The organism is Erwinia sp. 009765445 (genome assembly GCF_058137865.1).
On sequence record NZ_JBYUWC010000032.1, the window covers coordinates 1 to 20,352 of the forward strand.

18 protein-coding genes and 2 pseudogenes are annotated in these 20,352 nt (G+C 51.7%); 14 read left to right on the forward strand and 6 right to left on the reverse strand.

The genetic code is table 11. The annotated features are described in order from the left end of the window. Positions 1-194: 194 nt before the first annotated feature. Complete coding sequence (locus AC3Y5R_RS23150; RefSeq protein ID WP_489923285.1) at positions 195-896, forward strand: hypothetical protein; 702 nt, start codon at positions 195-197, stop codon at positions 894-896. A gap of 465 nt (positions 897-1,361) precedes the next feature. Here AC3Y5R_RS23150 and AC3Y5R_RS23155 read toward each other — a convergent pair. Together AC3Y5R_RS23155 and AC3Y5R_RS23160 are read right to left on the reverse strand one after the other, a co-directional pair. Continuing rightward, positions 1,362-2,368 (reverse strand): annotated as a pseudogene (locus tag AC3Y5R_RS23155) (aldo/keto reductase). Then, a protein-coding gene (locus AC3Y5R_RS23160) for an IS3 family transposase (RefSeq protein WP_489923286.1) occupies positions 2,359-3,470 on the reverse strand; the annotation gives its coding sequence in 2 pieces (ribosomal slippage) (positions 2,359-3,209 and positions 3,209-3,470; 1,113 coding nt in all). Before AC3Y5R_RS23160 ends, AC3Y5R_RS23155 begins: the two are co-directional and overlap by 10 nt. Before the next feature lie 1,016 nt (positions 3,471-4,486). Between AC3Y5R_RS23160 and AC3Y5R_RS23165 the strand changes: the two genes are divergently transcribed. After that, a complete protein-coding gene (locus tag AC3Y5R_RS23165) occupies positions 4,487-5,353 on the forward strand; it encodes a nucleoside-specific channel-forming protein Tsx (protein WP_489923287.1) in 867 nt (288 codons plus the stop codon). 155 nt (positions 5,354-5,508) lie between these two features. Further along, the gene (speG, locus tag AC3Y5R_RS23170; RefSeq protein WP_158785290.1) at positions 5,509-6,066 is read left to right on the forward strand and encodes a spermidine N1-acetyltransferase; all 558 of its coding nucleotides are present in this window, start codon (positions 5,509-5,511) and stop codon (positions 6,064-6,066) included. Positions 6,067-6,106: 40 nt separating this feature from the next. On the opposite strand, the gene AC3Y5R_RS23175 is transcribed toward speG, so the two are convergent. From AC3Y5R_RS23175 to AC3Y5R_RS23190, 4 genes and pseudogenes are all read right to left on the reverse strand, one after another. Further along, positions 6,107-6,526 carry a hypothetical protein gene (locus tag AC3Y5R_RS23175; protein WP_158782671.1) on the reverse strand — a complete coding sequence of 140 codons (420 nt, stop codon included), beginning with the start codon at positions 6,524-6,526 and terminating at the stop codon, positions 6,107-6,109. A 111-nt stretch (positions 6,527-6,637) separates the two neighbouring features. Next, on the reverse strand, positions 6,638-7,555 hold the full coding sequence (mmuM, locus tag AC3Y5R_RS23180; protein WP_489923302.1) for a homocysteine S-methyltransferase: 918 nt from the start codon (positions 7,553-7,555) through the stop codon (positions 6,638-6,640). A 1-nt stretch (position 7,556) separates the two neighbouring features. Then, a pseudogene (locus tag AC3Y5R_RS23185) lies at positions 7,557-7,658 on the reverse strand (hypothetical protein); the annotation flags it as partial. Between the two features lie 224 nt (positions 7,659-7,882). After that, positions 7,883-8,218, reverse strand: coding sequence for a DUF2002 family protein (locus AC3Y5R_RS23190; protein ID WP_158782668.1), 336 nt, complete (start codon positions 8,216-8,218; stop codon positions 7,883-7,885). A gap of 162 nt (positions 8,219-8,380) precedes the next feature. On the opposite strand from AC3Y5R_RS23190, the gene AC3Y5R_RS23195 reads away from it, so the two are divergent. From AC3Y5R_RS23195 to emrA, 11 genes are all read left to right on the forward strand, one after another. Continuing rightward, on the forward strand, positions 8,381-8,707 hold the full coding sequence (locus AC3Y5R_RS23195; RefSeq protein ID WP_489923288.1) for a DUF883 family protein: 327 nt from the start codon (positions 8,381-8,383) through the stop codon (positions 8,705-8,707). A 266-nt stretch (positions 8,708-8,973) separates the two neighbouring features. After that, entirely contained in the window at positions 8,974-9,216 is a 243-nt protein-coding gene (gene nrdH, locus AC3Y5R_RS23200; protein ID WP_489923289.1) for a glutaredoxin-like protein NrdH, read from the forward strand. Between the two features lie 4 nt (positions 9,217-9,220). Beyond that, entirely contained in the window at positions 9,221-9,631 is a 411-nt protein-coding gene (gene nrdI / locus AC3Y5R_RS23205; protein ID WP_489923290.1) for a class Ib ribonucleoside-diphosphate reductase assembly flavoprotein NrdI, read from the forward strand. Next, entirely contained in the window at positions 9,628-11,754 is a 2,127-nt protein-coding gene (gene nrdE, locus AC3Y5R_RS23210; protein ID WP_489923303.1) for a class 1b ribonucleoside-diphosphate reductase subunit alpha, read from the forward strand. The genes nrdI and nrdE overlap by 4 nt, the downstream gene beginning before the upstream one ends. A 46-nt stretch (positions 11,755-11,800) precedes the next feature. Next, a complete protein-coding gene (gene nrdF, locus AC3Y5R_RS23215) occupies positions 11,801-12,760 on the forward strand; it encodes a class 1b ribonucleoside-diphosphate reductase subunit beta (protein WP_158782663.1) in 960 nt (319 codons plus the stop codon). Positions 12,761-13,155: 395 nt separating this feature from the next. Further along, positions 13,156-14,355, forward strand: a complete 1,200-nt coding sequence (proV, locus tag AC3Y5R_RS23220) for a glycine betaine/L-proline ABC transporter ATP-binding protein ProV (RefSeq protein ID WP_489923291.1) — start codon at positions 13,156-13,158, stop codon at positions 14,353-14,355. Next, positions 14,348-15,508, forward strand: coding sequence for a glycine betaine/L-proline ABC transporter permease ProW (proW, locus tag AC3Y5R_RS23225; protein ID WP_489923292.1), 1,161 nt, complete (start codon positions 14,348-14,350; stop codon positions 15,506-15,508). The genes proV and proW overlap by 8 nt, the downstream gene beginning before the upstream one ends. 77 nt (positions 15,509-15,585) lie before the next feature. Then, a complete protein-coding gene (gene proX, locus AC3Y5R_RS23230) occupies positions 15,586-16,581 on the forward strand; it encodes a glycine betaine/L-proline ABC transporter substrate-binding protein ProX (protein ID WP_489923293.1) in 996 nt (331 codons plus the stop codon). A 139-nt stretch (positions 16,582-16,720) separates the two neighbouring features. Beyond that, on the forward strand, positions 16,721-17,911 hold the full coding sequence (locus tag AC3Y5R_RS23235) for an MFS transporter (RefSeq protein ID WP_489923294.1): 1,191 nt from the start codon (positions 16,721-16,723) through the stop codon (positions 17,909-17,911). A 569-nt stretch (positions 17,912-18,480) separates the two neighbouring features. Further along, complete coding sequence (mprA, locus tag AC3Y5R_RS23240) at positions 18,481-19,011, forward strand: transcriptional repressor MprA (RefSeq protein WP_489923295.1); 531 nt, start codon at positions 18,481-18,483, stop codon at positions 19,009-19,011. A gap of 167 nt (positions 19,012-19,178) precedes the next feature. Continuing rightward, the gene (gene emrA, locus AC3Y5R_RS23245) at positions 19,179-20,351 is read left to right on the forward strand and encodes a multidrug efflux MFS transporter periplasmic adaptor subunit EmrA (protein WP_489923296.1); all 1,173 of its coding nucleotides are present in this window, start codon (positions 19,179-19,181) and stop codon (positions 20,349-20,351) included. The last annotated feature ends 1 nt before the right edge of the window (position 20,352 follow it).

Here is a 20,352-nt window from a genome sequence, read left to right on the forward strand (position 1 = left end):
GGCGGCGTCAGTCCGGAGGCCTTTGAACTGGCCTCGTCGTGAGGACAGGAAATGTCTACGGTTGTGGGGTCAGTCCAGTTTACAATCCACTGATTAAACCACATAGTAACGGTGGTTAATCGACTGCCTAATATTGTTTCAGTTCTGCACATCAAGGGAGATCGGATAGCCACTATACACAAGGAAGATTTTGAGTGGGAAAAGTGAGTTACAACCAACTAATTAGCGATAAATTAGAAGCAGATAAACAACTGGCCATTCTTTTGGATAAAGGTATCCAGGGCTCGGGTCGAATGGCACTTGATCAAGCCGAAAAAATCACATCAGGGTTCACCCGGTTAACTTGGTATTCGTCGTGTTTTTTTGATAATTATCAGGATGTATGTTCTAACCTGCTACATGAGGATTTACGTTTCGTAAAGGCATTGATAAATCTTGGAATTAAACCAAATGTAATTTCAGGAATTGTCCAGCTTCTTGTTAAAGATATGATATCTGGAACATCCGAAGAACGAGCTGATAAAATTCATCTTATTCTTTTAAAAAAAGGTGCCTGCATTGCAAGCGGGAAATATACAAAAGAGGCATTTTCTTACGCTATATCAAGTGCGATTTGCTCAAGTTTTGGCATGCGTGCTGCCGTCGATTCTTTAATCACCAAAGTTTCAAGAGGGGCTGTAACTGCTTTCAGTGTTTATGACCTGGTTAATATTGCTGCACAAGCAGTAGCAAGACTAAAACAACGAAAACCTTTTGTATACAAGGCATTATATCACGCAGAAATTGGAATGCTTTATTTTATTGTTGAACCAATTTTCAATAAAGTTGATACTGCGAATCAATCAATGAAAAGCGATGAGCAAATTGCATCAGATATTATGAGACTAATTAAATGAAGAGGTTATTTACAGTTTGGTTAGCATCTATTAAAGATGATTTTATTTTTGGCTATTTCCCTGTTGGCATAGCCATTATACTGGGTGGTATATCATATAAAATCTGGCACAATCACATACTCTTAATTGTTGTATTGTCTTTTCTTCTTATCGAATTAGCGTTAATTATATATTTTAAAAAAATGTCCAACAAAAATAAAAGATAACCAACCCGGTTTTAAAGCCAGGCCTGGTAGTGATGCCAAATGCAGTCCAGTCACAAAAAGAGAGAGGCACCTGGCTCGACTACACAACACCTGGCAGCGGCCGAAATCTGCCGCTCCTCAACCGCCCAGCATAAATATCTCCGCCTCCCCTACTCCGGCCAGGGCTGACAGGACCAGTCAGAACGTCCGCAGAAGCGCTGAGAGCCCACATGGTGATAACCTTGTGAGCTTTTTTGCATCGGTAATGTGCTCTGCGAAGTCAGACTTTCCCCTGATAAGGACGCGGATACCTGCCTGCATTCTGGTGATCTATCATCCAGCCGGGATAGTAAGGAGGAAGTGCGCTGACTGAATCGAGCCGTTCAAGCTCATCTTCACTAAGAACAATATCGACCGCAGCGAGATTGTCTTCGAGCTGCTCAAGACGTTTTGCACCGATAATAACGCTGGTAACCTGTGGTCTGGAAAGTAACCAGGCAAGCGCTATCCTGCTCACTGTGACACCACGCGCATCGGCAATGGCGCGCATCTCAGCCACACATCGCCATGCCTGTGCAAGTTCGACGGGGGGAAAATCGAAGTGGCTTCGCCGGGAACCTTCTTCCGTTGGGGCTCCTGGACCAAACTTCCCGGAGAGTAACCCACCGGCAAGGGGCGACCAGACAAGCAGGCCCATCCTCTCTTCTGTGACCAGTGGCACCAGTTCACGCTCCACGTCTCGCCCGGCGATCGTATAATACGCCTGCAGCGTCTCGAAACGAGTGCGTAAAGCGCTTCACTCAGCCCCAGAGCTTTACCCAGTTTGCCTGCAGGCCAGTTTGAAACGCCGACATAACGAATTAATCCCTGCCGCGTCAGGTCATCAAGGGCCCGAAGTGTTTCCTCAACGGGAGTAACCGGATCGCAGGTATGAATCTGGTAAAGATCAATATGATCTACCTGAAGCCGCTCCAGGCTTCTTTGCACCGAATCCATGATATGCCCGCGTGACACGCCCTGATCGTTAGGTTTATCTCCCATTACACCAGCTGTTTTGGTAGCCAGAACTACCTCGCTCCTGGTTATTCCCAGATCTCTCAGGGCCTGACCTACCCTACGTTCTGACTGGCCAAAAGAATAAACATCAGCCGTATCGATGAAGTTAACACCTTGGGCAAAAGCACCGGCAATCAGCAGGTTAGCCTCACGCTGATCAAGCGCCCCAATTTCCGACCATACTCCCGCATCGGGGTTACCGCCATGTAAGTACACCAGTTTTAGTTCCAGGCACTTTTTGAGATTTCCAGTTTCTCAGCCATCAGCCCATATTCTTCCGGCGTCAGGTTATTCAGGGATTCATGAGGCCGCTCACTGTTGTATTCATTCAGCCAGCGCTCCGTTATTTCCCGCGCTGCATCCAGTGTTCTGAACAGATAAAAATCCAGTATTTCTGTCCGGTACGTCCTGTTAAAACGTTCGATAAACGCGTTCTGGGTCGGCTTACCCGGCTTAATAAATTCCAGCATCACACCATATTCTTCAGCCCATTGCGCCAGAGCCAGTGATACCAGCTCCGGCCCATTATCCATCCGCATCTTCAGCGGATATCCACGGGGTGCTGCTATCCTGTCCAGCACCCGGACGACCCGCTGCGCCGGGATATTCAGGTCAATTTCGATAGCCAGAGCTTCACGGTTAAAATCATCCACGACGTTGAAAGTCCGAAAACGTCGGCCGCATGTCAGCGCGTCGTGCATAAAATCAATCGACCAGCTTTGGTTAAGTGCTTCCACCGTTGCCAGCGGAGCCGGATTACGCACCGGCAGGCGTTGTTTACCCCTACGACGAAAATTAAGTTTTAGCAGACAATATATCCGGTGTACGCGCTTGTGGTTCCAGACATGCCCCTTCCTGCGAAGCACCTGAAAAAGCTTCTTAAATCCGTAGCGCGGATAACGTTCGGCCACCTCAGTCAGGCTCTGGATCACCGGCTCATCACGTCGGGTATCCGGTTGATAACGAAACACCGTCCTGCTCAGCGATAATATCCTGCATGCCTGGCGTATGCTCATCGTATACTGCGTCGTCAGATAGCTGGCGAGCTCACGCTTTATCGCTGGTTTTAAAGCTTTTTTTCGATGACGTCTTTCAGCGCCCGGCATTCAAGACTCAGATCGGCAAACATCTGTTTGAGACGACGATTTTCATCTTCCAGATCTTTGATCTTTTTAATATCAGATGCTTCCATCCCCCCATACTTCGATTTCCAGTTGTAATAGGAGGCTTCGGAAATCCCGGCCTCACGACAGACCTCTTTCACGATACGTCCAGCTTCGACAGACTTCAGGACAGCAATAATCTGGTGTTCGGTGAATCGTGCTTTACGCATAGCGATCTCCTTCATTAGCAGAGTAAGTATGCCGGAAGATCTCTAAATGTGAATGGTTCGTTTTTGCGGGATACTTACACTCCCATAAACATTAAAATATAAAAACCGCTTAAAAAGAAACTTAACTCAAATCAGAAATTATGAATCAAAAATCACTTTAGAATATATCCGGAATGATTCGTACTTATTAAGATACAATCGATCCTTTTTTGTTCAAATTATAACATACATACCCAAATACCCTAAACTAATAAAATTAAATATCCAATTCCCCACTTTAAGTATTAGTTTTTACTGTCGTGATATTTATAATCGATACTTCAGTTAAGAATGATTCACTTAATGCCCCAGCATTCACTGCCTCATTCTTACTCTGAAATAAGGCTGTACATAAATCTAAAGATGAGCTTCCCGGCCTTATGGCCGGGCTTTTTTATTTCCTTCACGTTAATTCAGATTAATTTAATGTTAAATAATTTACTTAACTCAAATTAATTATTGTGTCACCGAATAATATTTTTTCATAACAAACCGCATCCTGATATCAGCCTTGCTAAAGAAACAGTACCCCAGCCGTGGGCCTGTAATCGTATAAAAATCGAACTCGCACCATTCTGGATCCAGACCAGAACCATAAGTAAAACTTATAAAAAATATCACCTGTCAGTGCACAAAATTCATCACTGTTTTCCAGTTTGTTGAAGTCGTTTCACTTCCCCACCGAGGCAAACGATTACTCACGGTAAAAATTCACCTGAGAACGTCACCGAATCCTCTCTCTCACTAAACGCATGTTTATGTGATGAATATCACATTTTAATTGAACTGAAATGAAACAGAGTTTGACAAGTGTGAGCAATCTCTATTTCCTTAAACGCGGATGACGGCACACTGCCACAGCATCCGGTACGGGTGTTTTCCGCTGTAAATACAGCCACCCACTTCTCCCCTGATAACGTCTTAATAAGACCATCGCGCTGTCAGCAGAAAATGGTCGATAAGCATGTGGTAATATAATGAAATATAAAATTGTGATGGCTGGCGCCCTGGCTGCGCTTTCTTATAGTGCCTCTTCTTTTGCTGCAACCGATGGTCCTGAATATGTTTCCGACTGGTGGCACCAGAGCGTAAACGTGGTGGGTAGCTACCACACCCGCTTTGGACCTCGTCTGAATAACGACGTTTATCTGGAATATGAAGCCTTCGCCAAAAAAGACTGGTTCGACTTTTATGGTTACGTTGATGTGCCTAAATTCTTCGGAGCGGGTAATTCGAATGACAGTGGCATCTGGGACAAAGGTTCTCCCCTGTTTATGGAGATCGAACCTCGTTTCTCTATTGATAAGCTGACCAACACCGATCTGAGCTTCGGCCCGTTCAAAGAGTGGTACTTCGCCAACAACTATATCTACGATATGGGCCATAACAGCGCGAACCGTCAGAATACCTTGTATATGGGGCTGGGCACCGATATCGATACCCATTCAGATGTCGGCCTGTCGCTGAACGTCTATGCCAAATATCAGTGGGAGAACTACGGTGCTGCCAATGAAAACAGCTGGGATGGTTATCGCTTCAAGGTGAAATACTTCGTGCCAATTACCACCCTTTGGGGCGGTAACCTGAGCTACGTAGGCTTCACCAACTTTGACTGGGGTTCAGACCTGCGTGACAAGTCTGATGCTTCGCGCACCAGCAATTCCATTGCCTCAAGCCATATCCTCTCGCTGGGCTATGATCACTGGCACTACTCCTTCGTAGCGCGCTGGTTCCACAACGGCGGACAGTGGGCTGATGGCCAGGAACTCAATTTCGGCAACGGTCCGTTTGAAGTGAAATCCACTGGCTGGGGTTACTACCTGGTGGTTGGCTACAACTTCTGATTTAGCTTAACCGCTGTTAAACCGCCAGCCACTTTTTCCGGCTGGCGGCTCAGTTATTGATCCAGCTCCTGCCCTGCTCAGTGCCATTCCTCATCGCCAGACGTATACTTCTTCAGGCAATAATGCATCTGCAACAAGGAAAATATATGTCTGCCATGCCTGCAGAACAGGGTGTCAAACTCCGTCCGCTGGAACGGGAAGATCTGAGATTTGTTCACCAGCTGGATAATAACGCCAGCGTCATGCGTTACTGGTTTGAAGAACCTTATGAGGCGTTTGTCGAACTGTCCGATCTTTATGACAAGCACATTCACGACCAGAGCGAACGCCGCTTTGTAGTGGAATATGAAGGGGATAAGGCCGGACTGGTTGAACTGGTTGAGATCAATCACATTCATCGCCGGGCAGAATTTCAGATTATCATCGCCCCCAGCCATCAGGGCAAAGGGCTGGCCAGTAAAGCGGTCAGGCTGGCGATGGATTACGGCTTCTCGGTGCTAAACCTCTACAAGTTGTACCTGATTGTCGATAAAGAGAACGAAAAGGCGATCCACATCTATTCCAAATTAGGTTTTGAAATTGAAGGGGAGCTGATCCATGAGTTCTTCATCAACGGCGAATACCGTAATACCATCCGCATGTGCATCTTCCAGCCTCAGTATCTGGCCAGGCACAAGCCGCCTCATACGATGGTTCAGCCTACCGCACAATAAGTCGTTCTGTTCCGGGGCACCTTACCGATGCCCCAATTTATCAGCCGCGCGCGCCCACCGGATTCATAATGGTCTGCACTTTTGCTGGCTCAATGTTATACATCCCCCCGTTGAACGGGTCGACAATCAGCCAGCCCGGGAAACCGCCCAGAGGGATGTTGCCCAGGATATACCAGAGGTTAGCCCTCTCCTCCAGCGGGATGGTCTGCGGGACATAACCCGCACGCTCAAGCTGCAGCGTGTATTTTTTCTTGCCTAAGTAACTGCCGTCAGATTTCTCAAGCGTCACGGTTTTCGGGGTGATACCTTCAGCAACTGCTCTTCCAGTCTCATCCTGCACCACAAACTTCACGCCCTGCGGCCACGTCTGGATCGCCACATCCTGGGTTTTATCGCCCACTATTGTTGCACAGCCGCTCAGCAACCACGCTGAAGCCAGTGCCAATAAAAGCTTTCTCATAAGCCTTCCTGCCGGATTAAATATTCAGAATAGTCTAAGCGGAGTGAGGCGGGTTTTCATTATTAACACCCGGCAAGTGCGGGCGTTATAACGCAAATTTTCAGTGGGTTATCACAAGCGGCAATGTTGAGCAATGGCCGCGATGTCGGCAGGCGTGGTCCGGCAGCAGCCGCCTATCAGCTTCGCACCGGCTTTTTGCCAGACCTGAAGATTATCAATCAGTGTGCAGGTGGAAGCATCACTGTGCCATGTTTTGCTGGTGGCATCATACTGCTCACCAGAATTTGGATAGACCACCAGCGGCCTGGCAGTCAGCGATGAAAGGACTTCCAGCGCTGCGGTTACTTTATCCAGTGCGATGCAGTTAATGCCCAGCGCGACGGCCTGCGGGCAGCCGTCCAGCAGAGCCACCACTTCACTTAGCGGCGTGCCATCGCTCAGGTGTTCGCTGTCACGCAGCGTGAAGGAAAACCATGCTGGCGTGGCCGGGAATTCCTGTAGCAGCGCCACCAGCGCCTGGATTTCCGCAAAGGAAGGCAGGGTTTCACAAGCCAGGATATCTGCACCCGCATCAATCAGGGCTCGAATGCGCGGACGATGGAAATCCATCATTTCCTGCTGCGGCAGCGAATAATCGCCACGATATTCCGAGCCATCCGCCAGGAAAGCACCATAAGGTCCGACAGACCCCGCGATCAGCAACGCTCCCGCATCCGGATGCTCAGCAAGATAATCCCCTCTGGCGCGGCTGGCCAGCTCAACGCTGCGGGCAATCAGCTGCAGCGAATCGCCTGCACTCAGCCCACGCTTTGCAAAACCCTGCGGCGTAGCCTGATAGCTGGCGGTAATAGCAACTTGTGCGCCCGCTTTAAAATAGTCGTAGTGAACCTGGTAGATTAGTTCCGGATTTTCAATCAGCACCTTCGCCGACCACAGCGCATCGGTCAAATCGCAGCCGCGCGCTTCCAGTTCGGTCGCCATTGCGCCATCCAGCACCAGGCCAGCGGCTACCCTTTGTTGCACGGTCATATCAGTCGGAAACATGCTGAGTCTCCTTCGCGGTATCGCGCTTCTTCAGCAACTGCGTGAAATAGTAAGCCCCATAACAGAGCGCCACAAAAGGCAGGCCGCAGTGGCGGGTTTTCATGGTGCGTATGAATGGTTGCGCGGTGTCCTGCTGAGATTGCTACATCGCTGAGTTATCCGTATAGACGTCTAAACTTCCACATAAGCCAGCGTTATACCGATTATTCCGCAGCAAAACAACGGTACAGAGTGTGGGGATGAGTGCAGCAGGAGAGAGGTTTCAGCGCCATCAGTACAGATATGCGCTGAATTCACGAGGATCGTGAGAGATCATCCGAACATAAGAGTGATGTAACGCTCCAGCGCCGCACGCGAACTGAAGCCGTGTGGGATGCCGTAGTGATCCTGATTGTCACCGGCCAGATACATTGGAAACTGCACATAGTGTTCACAGGTTTTCATATCGGAAGCGGGTTCCGCATAGCTATGGCTTTTCTCTTTTAACGTCGGGTGGATCACCAGTGCGGTACGGCCCATCCTTGCTTCACGGTTCACATACACGTAGCTGTCTCCGCGGCGATATCCATAGGCTTTTGCGGTCACCGCATCCATCTCAAACCCCGCTTTTTCCAGTACGCGAGCCACCTCATCAGGGCGTAAATACATGCTTAATCCTCTAAAACGTGCCAACCCAGCAACCTTACAACAGCGTGAAGGGCTGGCGCTTTCGGAATAATCCAGAAACGGCCCAGATCCCGGTTCGGGTCACTAAAAAACTCGGTAATGGTCTACAGTTAATAGTACGTTTCATTTCCAGGGGAGAGATAAATGTTTAACCGGACACCTAAAAACGAAGACATTGATATCAATCAGGACGTTTCACAGCTGGCTGATACCCTTGACGATCTGCTGAAATCTTACGGCAGCAAAACAAAGGATGAAGTTGATGGCGCGCGTTCACGTGCTGAAGCTTTGCTGAAAGAAACCCGCGCTAAATTGCATGGCCGCAACCGTGTGACTCAGGCGGCAAAAGACGCTGGCGATCACGTTGATTCTTATATCCGTGACAAGCCCTGGCATGGTGTGGGGATTGGTACTGCATTGGGCGTTTTTGTGGGTGCGCTGATTGCCACTACCACAACTTCCCGTCACTGATCCCGTCCTTTCCCGCCGAAATCCCTGCAGTTTGCGCTGTGGGGATTTTTTTTATCTGGCCTCAAGCCTCTGGTGACAAGGCTTAGCAACGGTAAAAATAAAGAAATCATAAAAACCTGGATATTGCGTGGTTGCAATTCCAAACCACTATATCTAGTATTTAACTCATTGAGACAGCCACTACATGTGGCACTCCGGCGGTAACGATAGTCAGCAAAAATCGTGCCATTCGAGACGTCATCCGGCCAACAAGGTAAATACGAATCATGCGCATTATTATTTACACAAAGAACAACTGTGTCCAGTGCAATGCGACGAAAAATGCGATGGATAAGCAGGGTATCGATTACCAGCTGGTCAATCTCGACCATGAACCCGCCGCAGTGGAAACGCTGAAATCCATGGGCTACCGCCAGGTGCCGGTGGTGATGGCGGAAGAAGATCACTGGAGCGGTTTCCGCCCGGATAAAATCTCTGCCCTCCGTCAGCTCTCCGCCATGCGGGGCTGAGCAGATGTCGACACTGGTCTATTTCTCCAGCCAGTCGGAAAACACACATCGCTTTGTCCTTCGCACCGGCTTACCCGCCCTGCGCATTCCGCTGGAGGATGAACACTGCCTGAGGGTCGATGAACCCTATATCCTGGTTGTCCCCAGCTATGGCGGCGGCACGGCGAGGGGAGCAGTGCCCAGACAGGTCATCCAGTTTTTAAACGATGTCAGTAACCGCCAGCTGATCCGCGGTGTGATTGCCGCGGGGAACCGTAATTTTGGTGAAGCCTATTGTCTGGCAGGCACCATCATTGCGCAGAAATGTCAGGTGCCGTGCCTTTACCGCTTTGAACTGCTGGGCACCCGTGACGACATCGCTAACGTATCTCAGGGAGTAACCGAATTTTGGCAGCGACAGAAAGTACACTCATAATCCTAAATCCGGTCGCAGCGGATTACCACTCGCTGAACGCGATGCTTAATCTCTATGACGCAGACGGCAAAATTCAGTTTGATAAAGACCATGAGGCGACCCGCCACTATTTTCTGCAGCACGTGCTACCGAACAGCGTCGCCTTTGATTCGGTGGGTGAGCGCTTACAGTATCTGGTTTCTGAAGGCTATTACGAGGCGGAGGTGCTTAACGCTTATCCATTCGAATTTGTCAGTTTGCTGTTTGAACAGGCCTACGCACGCCGTTTCCGATTCCAGACATTCCTTGGCGCCTGGAAATTTTACACCAGCTACACGCTGAAAACGTTTGATGGCAAACGCTATCTGGAAGGTTTCACCGAGCGCGTCTGCATGGTCGCTCTGACGCTGGCGAAAGGTGACCAGACGCTGGCCCTGTCGCTGATGGAAGAGATGCTGGCCGGGCGCTTCCAGCCTGCCACGCCGACTTTCCTGAACTGCGGTAAGCAGCAGCGCGGCGAACTGGTCTCCTGCTTCCTGCTGCGCATCGAAGACAATATGGAATCCATTGGCCGCGCGGTAAACTCGGCCCTGCAGCTATCCAAACGTGGCGGCGGCGTGGCGTTTCTGCTGTCGAACCTGCGTGAATCCGGTGCCCCCATCAAGCGTATTGAAAACCAGTCGTCCGGGGTGATCCCGGTGATGAAAATGCTGGAAGATGCCTTCTCTTACGCCAACCAGCTGGGCGCGCGTCAGGGCGCTGGCGCAGTATATCTGCACGCTCATCACCCCGATATCCTGCGCTTTCTGGATACCAAACGAGAAAACGCCGACGAGAAAATCCGCATCAAAACGCTGTCGCTTGGCGTGGTGATCCCGGATATCACCTTCCAGCTGGCGAAAACTAACCAGCCAATGGCGCTGTTTTCTCCTTATGACGTGGAGCGGATTTACGGTCAGCCGTTTGCGGATATCAGCATCAGCAAGAAGTACGAAGAGATGCTGGCCGACGATCGCATTCGCCGCACCTTTATTAATCCACGTGAGTTCTTCCAGACGCTGGCGGAAATTCAGTTTGAGTCGGGCTATCCCTACATCATGTTTGAAGACACGGTGAACCGTGCGAACCCGATTCAGGGCAGGATCAATATGAGCAACCTTTGCTCGGAGATCCTGCAGGTCAACACGCCAACCGAGTACAACGACGATCTCAGCTATCGTCGCATCGGCAAGGATATTTCCTGCAACCTCGGCTCGCTGAACATCGCGCACACCATGGACTCTCCGGATTTTGCCCGCACGGTGGAAATCGCAGTGCGCGGCCTGACCGCAGTCTCGGATCAAAGCCATATCAACTCGGTGCCTTCGATTGAGCGCGGCAATGCGCAGTCGCACGCGATTGGTCTGGGGCAGATGAACCTGCATGGCTATCTGGCGCGTGAAGGCATTCAGTACGGCTCAGAAGCCGGGCTGGATTTCACCAATCTTTACTTCTACACCATCACTTACCACGCGCTGCGCACTTCAAACCTGATTGCTCAGGAACGCGGAGAGCGTTTTGCCGGTTTTGAGGATTCCCGCTACGCCAGCGGAGAATACTTCGAACAGTATGTAAATCAGAGCTGGCAGCCGCGCACTGCAGAAATTGCCGCGCTGTTTCAACGTGCCGGTTTCACCCTGCCCTCTCAGCAGGACTGGCTGGAACTGCGCAATCTGGTCATGGAACACGGCATTTACAACCAGAATCTGCAGGCAATTCCGCCAACGGGATCCATCTCTTATATCAATCACGCCACTTCCAGCATCCACCCGATTGTGTCGCGTATTGAAATTCGAAAAGAGGGGAAAACCGGCCGCGTCTATTACCCTGCGCCGTTTATGAATAACGATAACCAGGCGTTTTACCGCGACGCTTATGACATCGGGCCTGAAGCGATTATCAATACCTACGCTGAAGCCACCCGCCACGTCGATCAGGGGCTGTCGCTGACGCTGTTCTTCCGCGATACCGCCACCACTCGCGACATTAATAAGGCGCAGATATACGCCTGGAAAAAAGGTATCAAGACGCTCTATTACATCCGCCTGCGCCAGATGGCCCTGCTGGGTACCGAAGTCGAAGGCTGCGTTTCCTGCTCGTTGTAAGCTAACACCCAGAGGGCAGGGCAGGCCTGCCCCGGAAGACTAAATAATGAAACTAAAACGTATTCACGCCATTAACTGGAATCAGATCGAAGACGAGAAGGATCTGGAGGTCTGGAACCGCCTGACGTCTAACTTCTGGCTGCCGGAAAAAGTGCCGCTGTCCAATGATATTCCCGCCTGGAACAGCCTGAACGCTGACGAACAGCAGCTGACTATCCGGGTCTTTACCGGCCTGACGCTGCTGGATACGATCCAGAATACCGTCGGTGCTCCGGCACTGATGGAAGATGCACTGACGCCTCATGAAGAAGCGGTGATGTCCAATATCAGCTTTATGGAAGCGGTGCATGCCCGCTCATACAGCTCGATTTTCTCCACGCTCTGTCACTCCAGTGATGTGGACGCCGCCTATGTCTGGAGCGAAGAGAATCAATCCCTGCAGCGTAAAGCCGATATCGTGCTGGAGCATTACCACCATGCTGACCCGCTGAAAAAGAAAATAGCCAGCGTGTTTCTGGAGTCATTCCTCTTTTATTCCGGTTTTTATCTGCCGATGTACTGGTCCAGCCGCGGCAAGCTGACCAACACCGCCGATCTGATCCGTCTGATCATCAAAGATGAAGCGGTTCATGGCTATTACATTGGCTATAAGTACCAGAAAGCGCTGGAGAAAGAGAGCCAGGCGCGGAGGGATGAACTGCAGCAGTTTGCTGTAGAACTGTTGCTGGCGCTTTACGAGAACGAACTGGTCTATACCGCCGAATTGTACGACGGAGTGGGCTGGACGGAAGAGGTGAACAAATTCCTGCATTACAACGCTAACAAAGCGCTGATGAACCTCGGCTACGAGGCGTTGTTCCCGGCGGAACTGACTGACGTCAACCCGGCTATCCTCTCAGCCCTGTCGCCCAATGCGGACGAAAACCACGACTTCTTCTCCGGTTCCGGCTCCTCCTATGTGATGGGCAAAGCGGTCGATACTGAAGACGAAGACTGGAATTTTTAAGCCCCTTTCAGGTGGCTGAGTCCTTCGGCCACTTTTCCCTGCTTTCCGTGCCATTATTTTTTTATTAATCAGCCGTTCAACCAAGATCGGATGACAAATAAATGACGTTTTCCCTCCCTTTATTTGACAGGAAAATGCGACACCTGACGCAATATTTTGCCAGCGAAACGGTGTTTTTGCGGCGAAATATTCATTTTTTTTAGCCCATTGAAATTCCCCGCAATCCCTTACCCCCTCTGGCATTTTCGGAGATTGCTGTCTCAACCTGAATTTCCAGAAAGCGCCTGAAGGGTTGTCTCAGAATCTCAGTGTGCTACGGTATAGGCCGCTAATATTCAACCAGGACAAAACAGAAACAGAAGAAATTAACCGCCAACCAGGAATATAACCATCACATGGCTATAAAACTCGAAGTTAAAAATTTATATAAAGTTTTCGGGGAAAATCCCGACCGTGCCTTTAAGCACATTGAAAAAGGGATCGGTAAAGAAGCACTTCTGGAGAAAACAGGACTCTCCCTCGGCGTGAAAGACGCCAGTCTGGCCATTGAAGAAGGCGAGATATTCGTGATCATGGGATTATCCGGCTCCGGTAAATCCACAATGGTTCGCCTTCTCAATCGTCTGATAGAACCGACTCGCGGTCAGGTTATTATTGATGGCGTCGATATCGCCAAAATATCCGACCACGAATTACGCCAGGTTCGCCGAAATAAAATCAGCATGGTATTCCAATCCTTCGCATTAATGCCGCATATGACGGTGTTAAATAATGCCGCCTTCGGGATGGAATTGGCCGGAATTCCGCTACAGGAACGTCAGGAAAAAGCGCTTGATGCTCTGCGCCAGGTAGGGCTGGATAATTATGCCCACGCCTACCCTGATGAATTATCCGGCGGTATGCGTCAGCGTGTTGGATTAGCCCGCGCCCTGGCGATTAATCCGGACATATTATTGATGGATGAGGCCTTCTCAGCACTTGATCCTTTAATCCGCACCGAAATGCAGGATGAACTGGTGAAATTGCAGTCCCGCCACCAGCGTACCATCGTATTTATCTCTCACGACCTGGATGAAGCCATGCGTATCGGCGACCGAATTGCCATTATGCAGGGCGGTGAAGTGGTTCAGGTCGGCACGCCGGATGAGATCCTCAATAACCCGGCCAATGACTATGTGCGCACCTTCTTCCGCGGCGTGGATATCAGCCACGTCTTCAGCGCGAAAGATATTGCCCGTCGTGGTGCCGGTTCGCTGATGCGTAAAGCGCCGGGCTTTGGCCCGCGTTCGGCGCTGAAGCTTCTGCAGGACGATGATCGTGAGTACGGTTATATCCTGGAAAAACAGCGTTTTGTTGGTGTGGTGTCAACCGATTCACTGAAGGCCGCTCTGGCTTCCGGTGAAGGACTGGATGGCGCCATCCTCGCTGCTCCTGCAGCTATGCCTGGTGAGACCTCACTGAACGACTTGTTGTCACACGTTGCCCAGGCACCCTGTGCCGTCCCGATTGTGGGCGAAGACAACCAGTACATCGGAATTATTTCCAAAGGCATGTTATTACAGGCATTAGATCGCGAAGGAGCCAGCAATGAGTGAACAGATAACCGATCCATGGGCAACAGCGTCCTCCCAGCCAGCTCCGGCTCCTTCGGCACCGGCCGCTGACAGCGCCCAGTCTGCTGCCAGCAGCAGCGATCCCTGGTCCACTCCGGGTGCCTCCTCCGCGCCGGCAGATGCCGCACCAACCGGTAGTGCAGCCCCTGCCGGGCATGATGCCGCTACCAGCGGAGGCAGCGACTGGCTGAACAGCGCTCCGGCACCCCAGGTGGAACATTTCAATATTCTCGATCCGTTCCACAAAACATGGATCCCGCTGGACAGCTGGGTAACAACCGGTATCGACTGGATCGTTTCCCATTTCCGGCCGGTTTTCCAGGGCATTCGCGTACCGGTGGATTACATTCTCAGCGCCTTCCAGCATATGTTGCTGGGCATGCCTGCTCCAGTAGCCATCGTGGTGTTTGCCCTGATCGCCTGGCAGATGTCCAGCCTCGGTATGGGCATCGCCACGCTGGTTTCCCTGATCGCCATTGGCGCGATAGGAGCCTGGTCACAGGCGATGGTGACGCTGGCGCTGGTGCTCACTGCGCTGCTGTTCTGCATCCTCATCGGGCTTCCGCTGGGCATCTGGCTGGCCCGCAGCGAGAGGGCAGCGAAAATCATCCGTCCGCTGCTGGATGCCATGCAGACCACTCCGGCCTTCGTTTACCTCGTGCCTATCGTCATGCTGTTTGGTATCGGCAACGTGCCCGGTGTGGTGGTGACCATTATCTTTGCCCTGCCGCCGATTGTTCGCCTGACCATTCTGGGGATTAAACAGGTGCCAGCCGATTTGATTGAGGCTGCGGACTCCTTCGGGGCCAACCCACGCCAGTTGCTGTTCAAAGTGCAGCTGCCACTGGCGATGCCGACCATTATGGCCGGGGTCAACCAGACGTTAATGCTGGCGTTGTCGATGGTGGTCATCGCCTCGATGATCGCCGTGGGCGGCCTGGGCCAGATGGTGCTACGCGGGATTGGCCGCCTGGATATGGGGCTGGCTACCGTGGGTGGCGTGGGGATTGTGATCCTCGCCATTATCCTCGACCGTCTGACCCAGTCGGTGGGTCGTGACAGCCGCAGCCGGGGAGCACGCCGCTGGTATGCCAGTGGTCCACTGGGCCTGCTGACTCGTCCATTTATTAAATAACACCATTACGCTTCTGGTGGCGTGCCCTGCGCGCGTCACCTGCTTCTGTGCAAGATAAATCAAAATAAGGATCCACTATGCGTAAGACAGCATTGTTAGCCGCCGCATTTACCACGCTGGCCGCCTCTCACGTTTCCGCTGCCGACCTGCCAGGCAAAGGGATCACTGTTAAACCCCTGCAGAGCAGCATTTCGGAAGAAACTTTCCAGACTCTGCTGGTCAGCCGTGGTCTGGAAAAGCTGGGTTACACCGTCGAACAGCCTTCCGAAGTCGACTATAACGTTGCCTACACGTCAATCGCGTCAGGTGACGGCACTTTTATCGCCACCAACTGGCAGCCACTGCACGATGATATGTACAAATCCACAGGCGCCGACGCGAAATTTTATCGTCAGGGAACTTATGTTGAGGGCGCCGCCCAGGGTTATCTGATCGATAAAAAAACCGCAGAGAAATATCACATCACCCGCATCGATCAGCTGAAAGATCCGAAGCTGGCGAAGCTGTTTGACAGCAACGGAGATGGCAAAGCCGATCTGACCGGCTGTACGCCAGGTTGGGGCTGTGAGGCAGTGATCAACCACCAGATTCAGGCGTATGGCCTGAGCAATACGGTGACCCATAATCAGGGTAACTATTCAGCGATGATTGCCGACACGATCACTCGCTTCAAAGAAGGCAAACCAATCCTGTATTACACCTGGACGCCTTACTGGGTGAGCGACGTGCTGGTTCCGGGCCGTGATGTGGTGTGGCTGCAGGTGCCGTACTCTTCGATGCCTGGCGCGCAGAAGGATATCGACACCAAACTGCCTAATGGCGCTAACTACGGCTTTCCGGTTAACGTGATGCATATTGTTGCCAACAAAGCCTGGGCAGAGAAAAACCCGGCGGCAGCGAAGCTGTTCTCTGAAATGAAGCTGCCAATTGCGGATATCAACGCACAGAACTCCCGCATGCATCAGGGTCAGTCTTCAGAAGCAGATATCAATGCCCACGTTGACGGTTGGATCAAAGCACACCAGGCACAGTTCGATGGCTGGGTGAAGGACGCGATGGCCGCAGCGAAGTAAGCAATAACAAACTGCACCAGAGGGTGGCGCTGGCGTCACCCTTTTTTTACTGGTTTGCCCTGTGAATTATCTTGTGAGTGAAATAGTTTTTTAGGTTACTATTCGGTTACTGCATTTATTTACTACCATATTGAGCGCGATGAAATCCCCCCAGCCAGGTCTTAACCCTGCCCTTGTTGCTCTGATGTCCGTAGCAACCGGCCTTTCTGTAGCCTGCAACTATTATGTGCAGCCTCTGCTGGAGACTGTCGCCCGTACTTTTGCCCTTTCCGTGAATCAGGCTGGTTTTATCGTGACCACCGCCCAGCTCGGCTACGCTGCCGGATTGCTGCTGCTGGTTCCGCTGGGTGACATGCTGGAGCGCCGTGGGCTGATCGTTATCATGAGCCTGCTGGCCGCTGGTGGGATGGTGATCACTGCCCTTTCACCAACATTACCCGTGATGCTGCTGGGAACCATGCTGACCGGCCTGTTCTCTGTCGTTGCCCAGATTTTAGTCCCACTGGCTGCCACACTGGCCGCGCCGGAAAAACGCGGCAAAGTGGTGGGCACGGTGATGAGTGGCCTGCTGTTAGGCATTCTGCTGGCCCGAACGGTGGCAGGTGGCCTTGCTCAACTGGGTGGCTGGCGAACCGTCTACTGGATGGCCAGCGTATTGATGGTGTTGATGGCTCTGGCGCTGTGGCGTTTTCTGCCCCGTTATAAGCAATCGGTTCCGTTGAACTACGGCCAGCTGCTCGGCTCCATTTTTACTCTTTACTTCACCACGCCGGTTCTGAGAACGCGGGCAGTCACTGGCTGCCTGGCATTTGCCAATTTCAGCGTGCTGTGGACCTCAATGGCTTTCCTGCTGGCATCGAAGCCGTATGGCTACTCTGAAGGCGAGATCGGGCTGCTGGGCCTGGTGGGCGCTGCCGGGGCACTGGCCGCACGGCAGGCTGGCTCACTGGCTGACAAAGGCAAAGCCCGACTGACCACCACCGGCGGATTGGTCATCATGCTGCTCTCCTGGGGCATCACCGCAGTGGGAAGTTATTCACTGGTCGCGCTGATTGTTGGCATTATCCTGCTCGACCTGTCCGTGCAGGGCGTCCATATAACCAATCAGAGCGTGATCTACCGTCGTATGCCAGAGGCCCGTAACCGGCTAACCGCAGGATATATGACCAGCTATTTTATTGGCGGCGCATTCGGCTCACTCATTTCTGCCACCGCTTTTCAGCACGCGGGCTGGCACGGAGTCTGCGCTGCGGGTGCTTTCATAACGATACTTAATCTGTTGAACTGGTGGTGGGGAGCCCGTTATGAAGCAAGCACCTCTCAGCCGTAAAATAATTAATTAAGTAATTTTCAGGACCAGTGCCTTGTTAACCGTTTACACAGTCTGGTATGGTTAGCATTGTAGTTATTCATGTTGGTTATTTTTTCGCATGAAACTATTAAGAGATGAACGGAATGCCCGATCGGGTAACGTTCATTTACTGTACTGATTGAATTATAAAGACTTGTTACCTGTTGTGTAAGTTGCAGAGATAAAAATGTCTTCCGCTCTTCACCGAACAGCAGATTATATGCCCGTCCATTGTGGCCGGGTTCGTCCGCAAAGAGGTTGAGAATATCGTCGCTGCGTTCATCTTCACGTCACTTTTGACGTTCAGCGTGGCCGGGATTTCCAACATTCTGCGCGGCTTTGGCCTGCCCTGAGGGGTTCAGGCTTTCAGGTTAACTGAATCAAGCTGCAGCATCACTCTGTCGATGCTGTTTAGCGCCCTGGGTTATGGAGTGACCTGGACATTACGGATGGTGTCTCCCGGTCCTGAAAAAACAGCCTGACCGCAGGAGTAACCCTTGTTATCACCATCGTTACGATACCAGTTGCAACTTATGAGGTTCCCCCAGATGGAAAGTTCGTTTACTCCCATTGAACAGATGCTGAATTTCCGCGCTAACCGTCAGAAAGATTTCCCGTTACAGGAAATCATGCTGACGCGGCTGTGCATGCACATGCAGAGCAAACTGCTGGAAAACCGCAACAAAATGCTCAAGGCTCAGGGAATTAACGAGACGCTGTTCATGGCATTAATCACCCTGGATGCACAGGAAAACCACAGCATTCAGCCTTCTGAACTCAGCTCCGCGCTGGGTTCATCCCGTACCAATGCCACCCGCATTGCCGATGAGCTGGAAAAACGCGGCTGGATTGAGCGTCGCGAAAGCGATAACGACCGTCGCTGTCTGCATCTGCATCTGACCGAGAAAGGCAATGAATTCCTGCGCCAGCTGCTGCCACCGCAGCATCAGTGCCTGCAGCTGTTGTGGTCCGCCCTGAGTTCTTCTGAAAAGACTCAGCTGGAAGGGATCACCCGTAAGTTGCTGACCCGCCTCGATCAAATGGATGAAGAAGAAGTGATTACCTCACTTTCTCGCTAAGTCATCCGGCAATAGCATATTAAGCGACACCCCGGCCGCCGGTAACCGCTATTTTAAACCGCTAATTTTCAAACTTATGCCAGCGCTAACCCGCTGGCATTTTAGAATCCGGACAGAGCTACCGCCAGGTATTCTGTCGGGCAGGCCAGGAAAACGTGGAGAAAACCATGAGTGCAAATGCGGAGATCCAACAACCGCAGCAGCCAGCTAACAAAAAGAAAAAACGCAAAGGCGCGTTAATTTTTCTGGCTGTGTTGTTCATTTTAATCGGGGCTGCCTGGCTGGTTTACTGGTTTATGGTGCTACGCCATTACCAGGAAACCGATGATGCTTATGTCGCAGGAAACCAGGCGCAGGTGATGGCCCAGGTCTCCGGCAGCGTGAATAAGGTGTGGTTCGACAACACCGACTATGTCAAAAAAGGCGATGTGCTGGTCACGCTGGATAAAACCGACGCTGAGCAGGCCTTTGAGCAAGCGCAGACGGCCCTGGCCACCAGCGTACGCCAGACTCATCAGCTGATTATCAACGGCAAGCAGTATCAGGCGACGATTGACCTGCAGAAAACCGCGCTCGATCAGGCGCAGGCCGATCTGAAGCGTCGTGAGCCGCTGGGTGCCGCCAATCTGATTGGCAAAGAAGATCTGCAACATGCGCGCGATGCTGTGGCCACCGCCAAAGCTCAGCTGGATGTCGCTGTGCAGCAATACAATGCTAATCAGGCGATGATCCTGAACACCTCGCTGGAAAACCAGCCTGCGGTGAAACAGAGCGCGGCCGAGCTGCGTGACGCCTGGCTGGCTCTGCAACGTACTGAAGTGGTCAGCCCGATTGACGGCTTTATCTCACGTCGCAGCGTTCAGGTTGGTTCACAAATCTCCTCCACCACTCCTCTGCTGGCTGTGGTCCCGGCCAACAACCTGTGGGTGGATGCTAACTTCAAGGAAACGCAGCTTGCCAACGTTCGTATTGGTCAGCCTGCCACCGTGACCAGCGACATCTATGGAGATGATGTGGTGTATCACGGCAAAGTGGTCGGTCTGGATATGGGAACAGGTAGCGCGTTCTCGCTGCTGCCCGCGCAGAACGCTACCGGTAACTGGATCAAAGTGGTTCAGCGTCTGCCGGTGCGTATCGAACTGGATCCGCAGGAAGTGGCGAAACATCCGCTGCGTATTGGCCTGTCGACGCTGGTCAGCGTTGATACCGACAATACAGAGGGTGCCGTGCTGGCCACCAGCGTTCGCTCAACTCCGGCTTACGAAAGTAATGCGCTGGCACTGGACCTGGCACCAGTTAACCAGCTGATTGCCGATATCATCCGCGCGAATGCTGGCTGAG

Excerpts from the sequence above, each read along its gene's own strand:
- AC3Y5R_RS23165 (WP_489923287.1), top strand. The coding sequence starts at position 4,487 with ATGAAATATAAAATTGTGATGGCTGGCGCCCTGGCTGCGCTTTCTTAT.
- speG (WP_158785290.1), top strand. The coding sequence starts at position 5,509 with ATGCCTGCAGAACAGGGTGTCAAACTCCGTCCGCTGGAACGGGAAGAT.
- AC3Y5R_RS23175 (WP_158782671.1), bottom strand. The coding sequence starts at position 6,526 with ATGAGAAAGCTTTTATTGGCACTGGCTTCAGCGTGGTTGCTGAGCGGC.
- mmuM (WP_489923302.1), bottom strand. The coding sequence starts at position 7,555 with ATGACCGTGCAACAAAGGGTAGCCGCTGGCCTGGTGCTGGATGGCGCA.
- AC3Y5R_RS23190 (WP_158782668.1), bottom strand. The coding sequence starts at position 8,218 with ATGTATTTACGCCCTGATGAGGTGGCTCGCGTACTGGAAAAAGCGGGG.
- AC3Y5R_RS23195 (WP_489923288.1), top strand. The coding sequence starts at position 8,381 with ATGTTTAACCGGACACCTAAAAACGAAGACATTGATATCAATCAGGAC.
- nrdH (WP_489923289.1), top strand. The coding sequence starts at position 8,974 with ATGCGCATTATTATTTACACAAAGAACAACTGTGTCCAGTGCAATGCG.
- nrdI (WP_489923290.1), top strand. The coding sequence starts at position 9,221 with ATGTCGACACTGGTCTATTTCTCCAGCCAGTCGGAAAACACACATCGC.
- nrdF (WP_158782663.1), top strand. The coding sequence starts at position 11,801 with ATGAAACTAAAACGTATTCACGCCATTAACTGGAATCAGATCGAAGAC.
- proV (WP_489923291.1), top strand. The coding sequence starts at position 13,156 with ATGGCTATAAAACTCGAAGTTAAAAATTTATATAAAGTTTTCGGGGAA.
- proW (WP_489923292.1), top strand. The coding sequence starts at position 14,348 with ATGAGTGAACAGATAACCGATCCATGGGCAACAGCGTCCTCCCAGCCA.
- proX (WP_489923293.1), top strand. The coding sequence starts at position 15,586 with ATGCGTAAGACAGCATTGTTAGCCGCCGCATTTACCACGCTGGCCGCC.
- AC3Y5R_RS23235 (WP_489923294.1), top strand. The coding sequence starts at position 16,721 with ATGAAATCCCCCCAGCCAGGTCTTAACCCTGCCCTTGTTGCTCTGATG.
- mprA (WP_489923295.1), top strand. The coding sequence starts at position 18,481 with ATGGAAAGTTCGTTTACTCCCATTGAACAGATGCTGAATTTCCGCGCT.
- emrA (WP_489923296.1), top strand. The coding sequence starts at position 19,179 with ATGAGTGCAAATGCGGAGATCCAACAACCGCAGCAGCCAGCTAACAAA.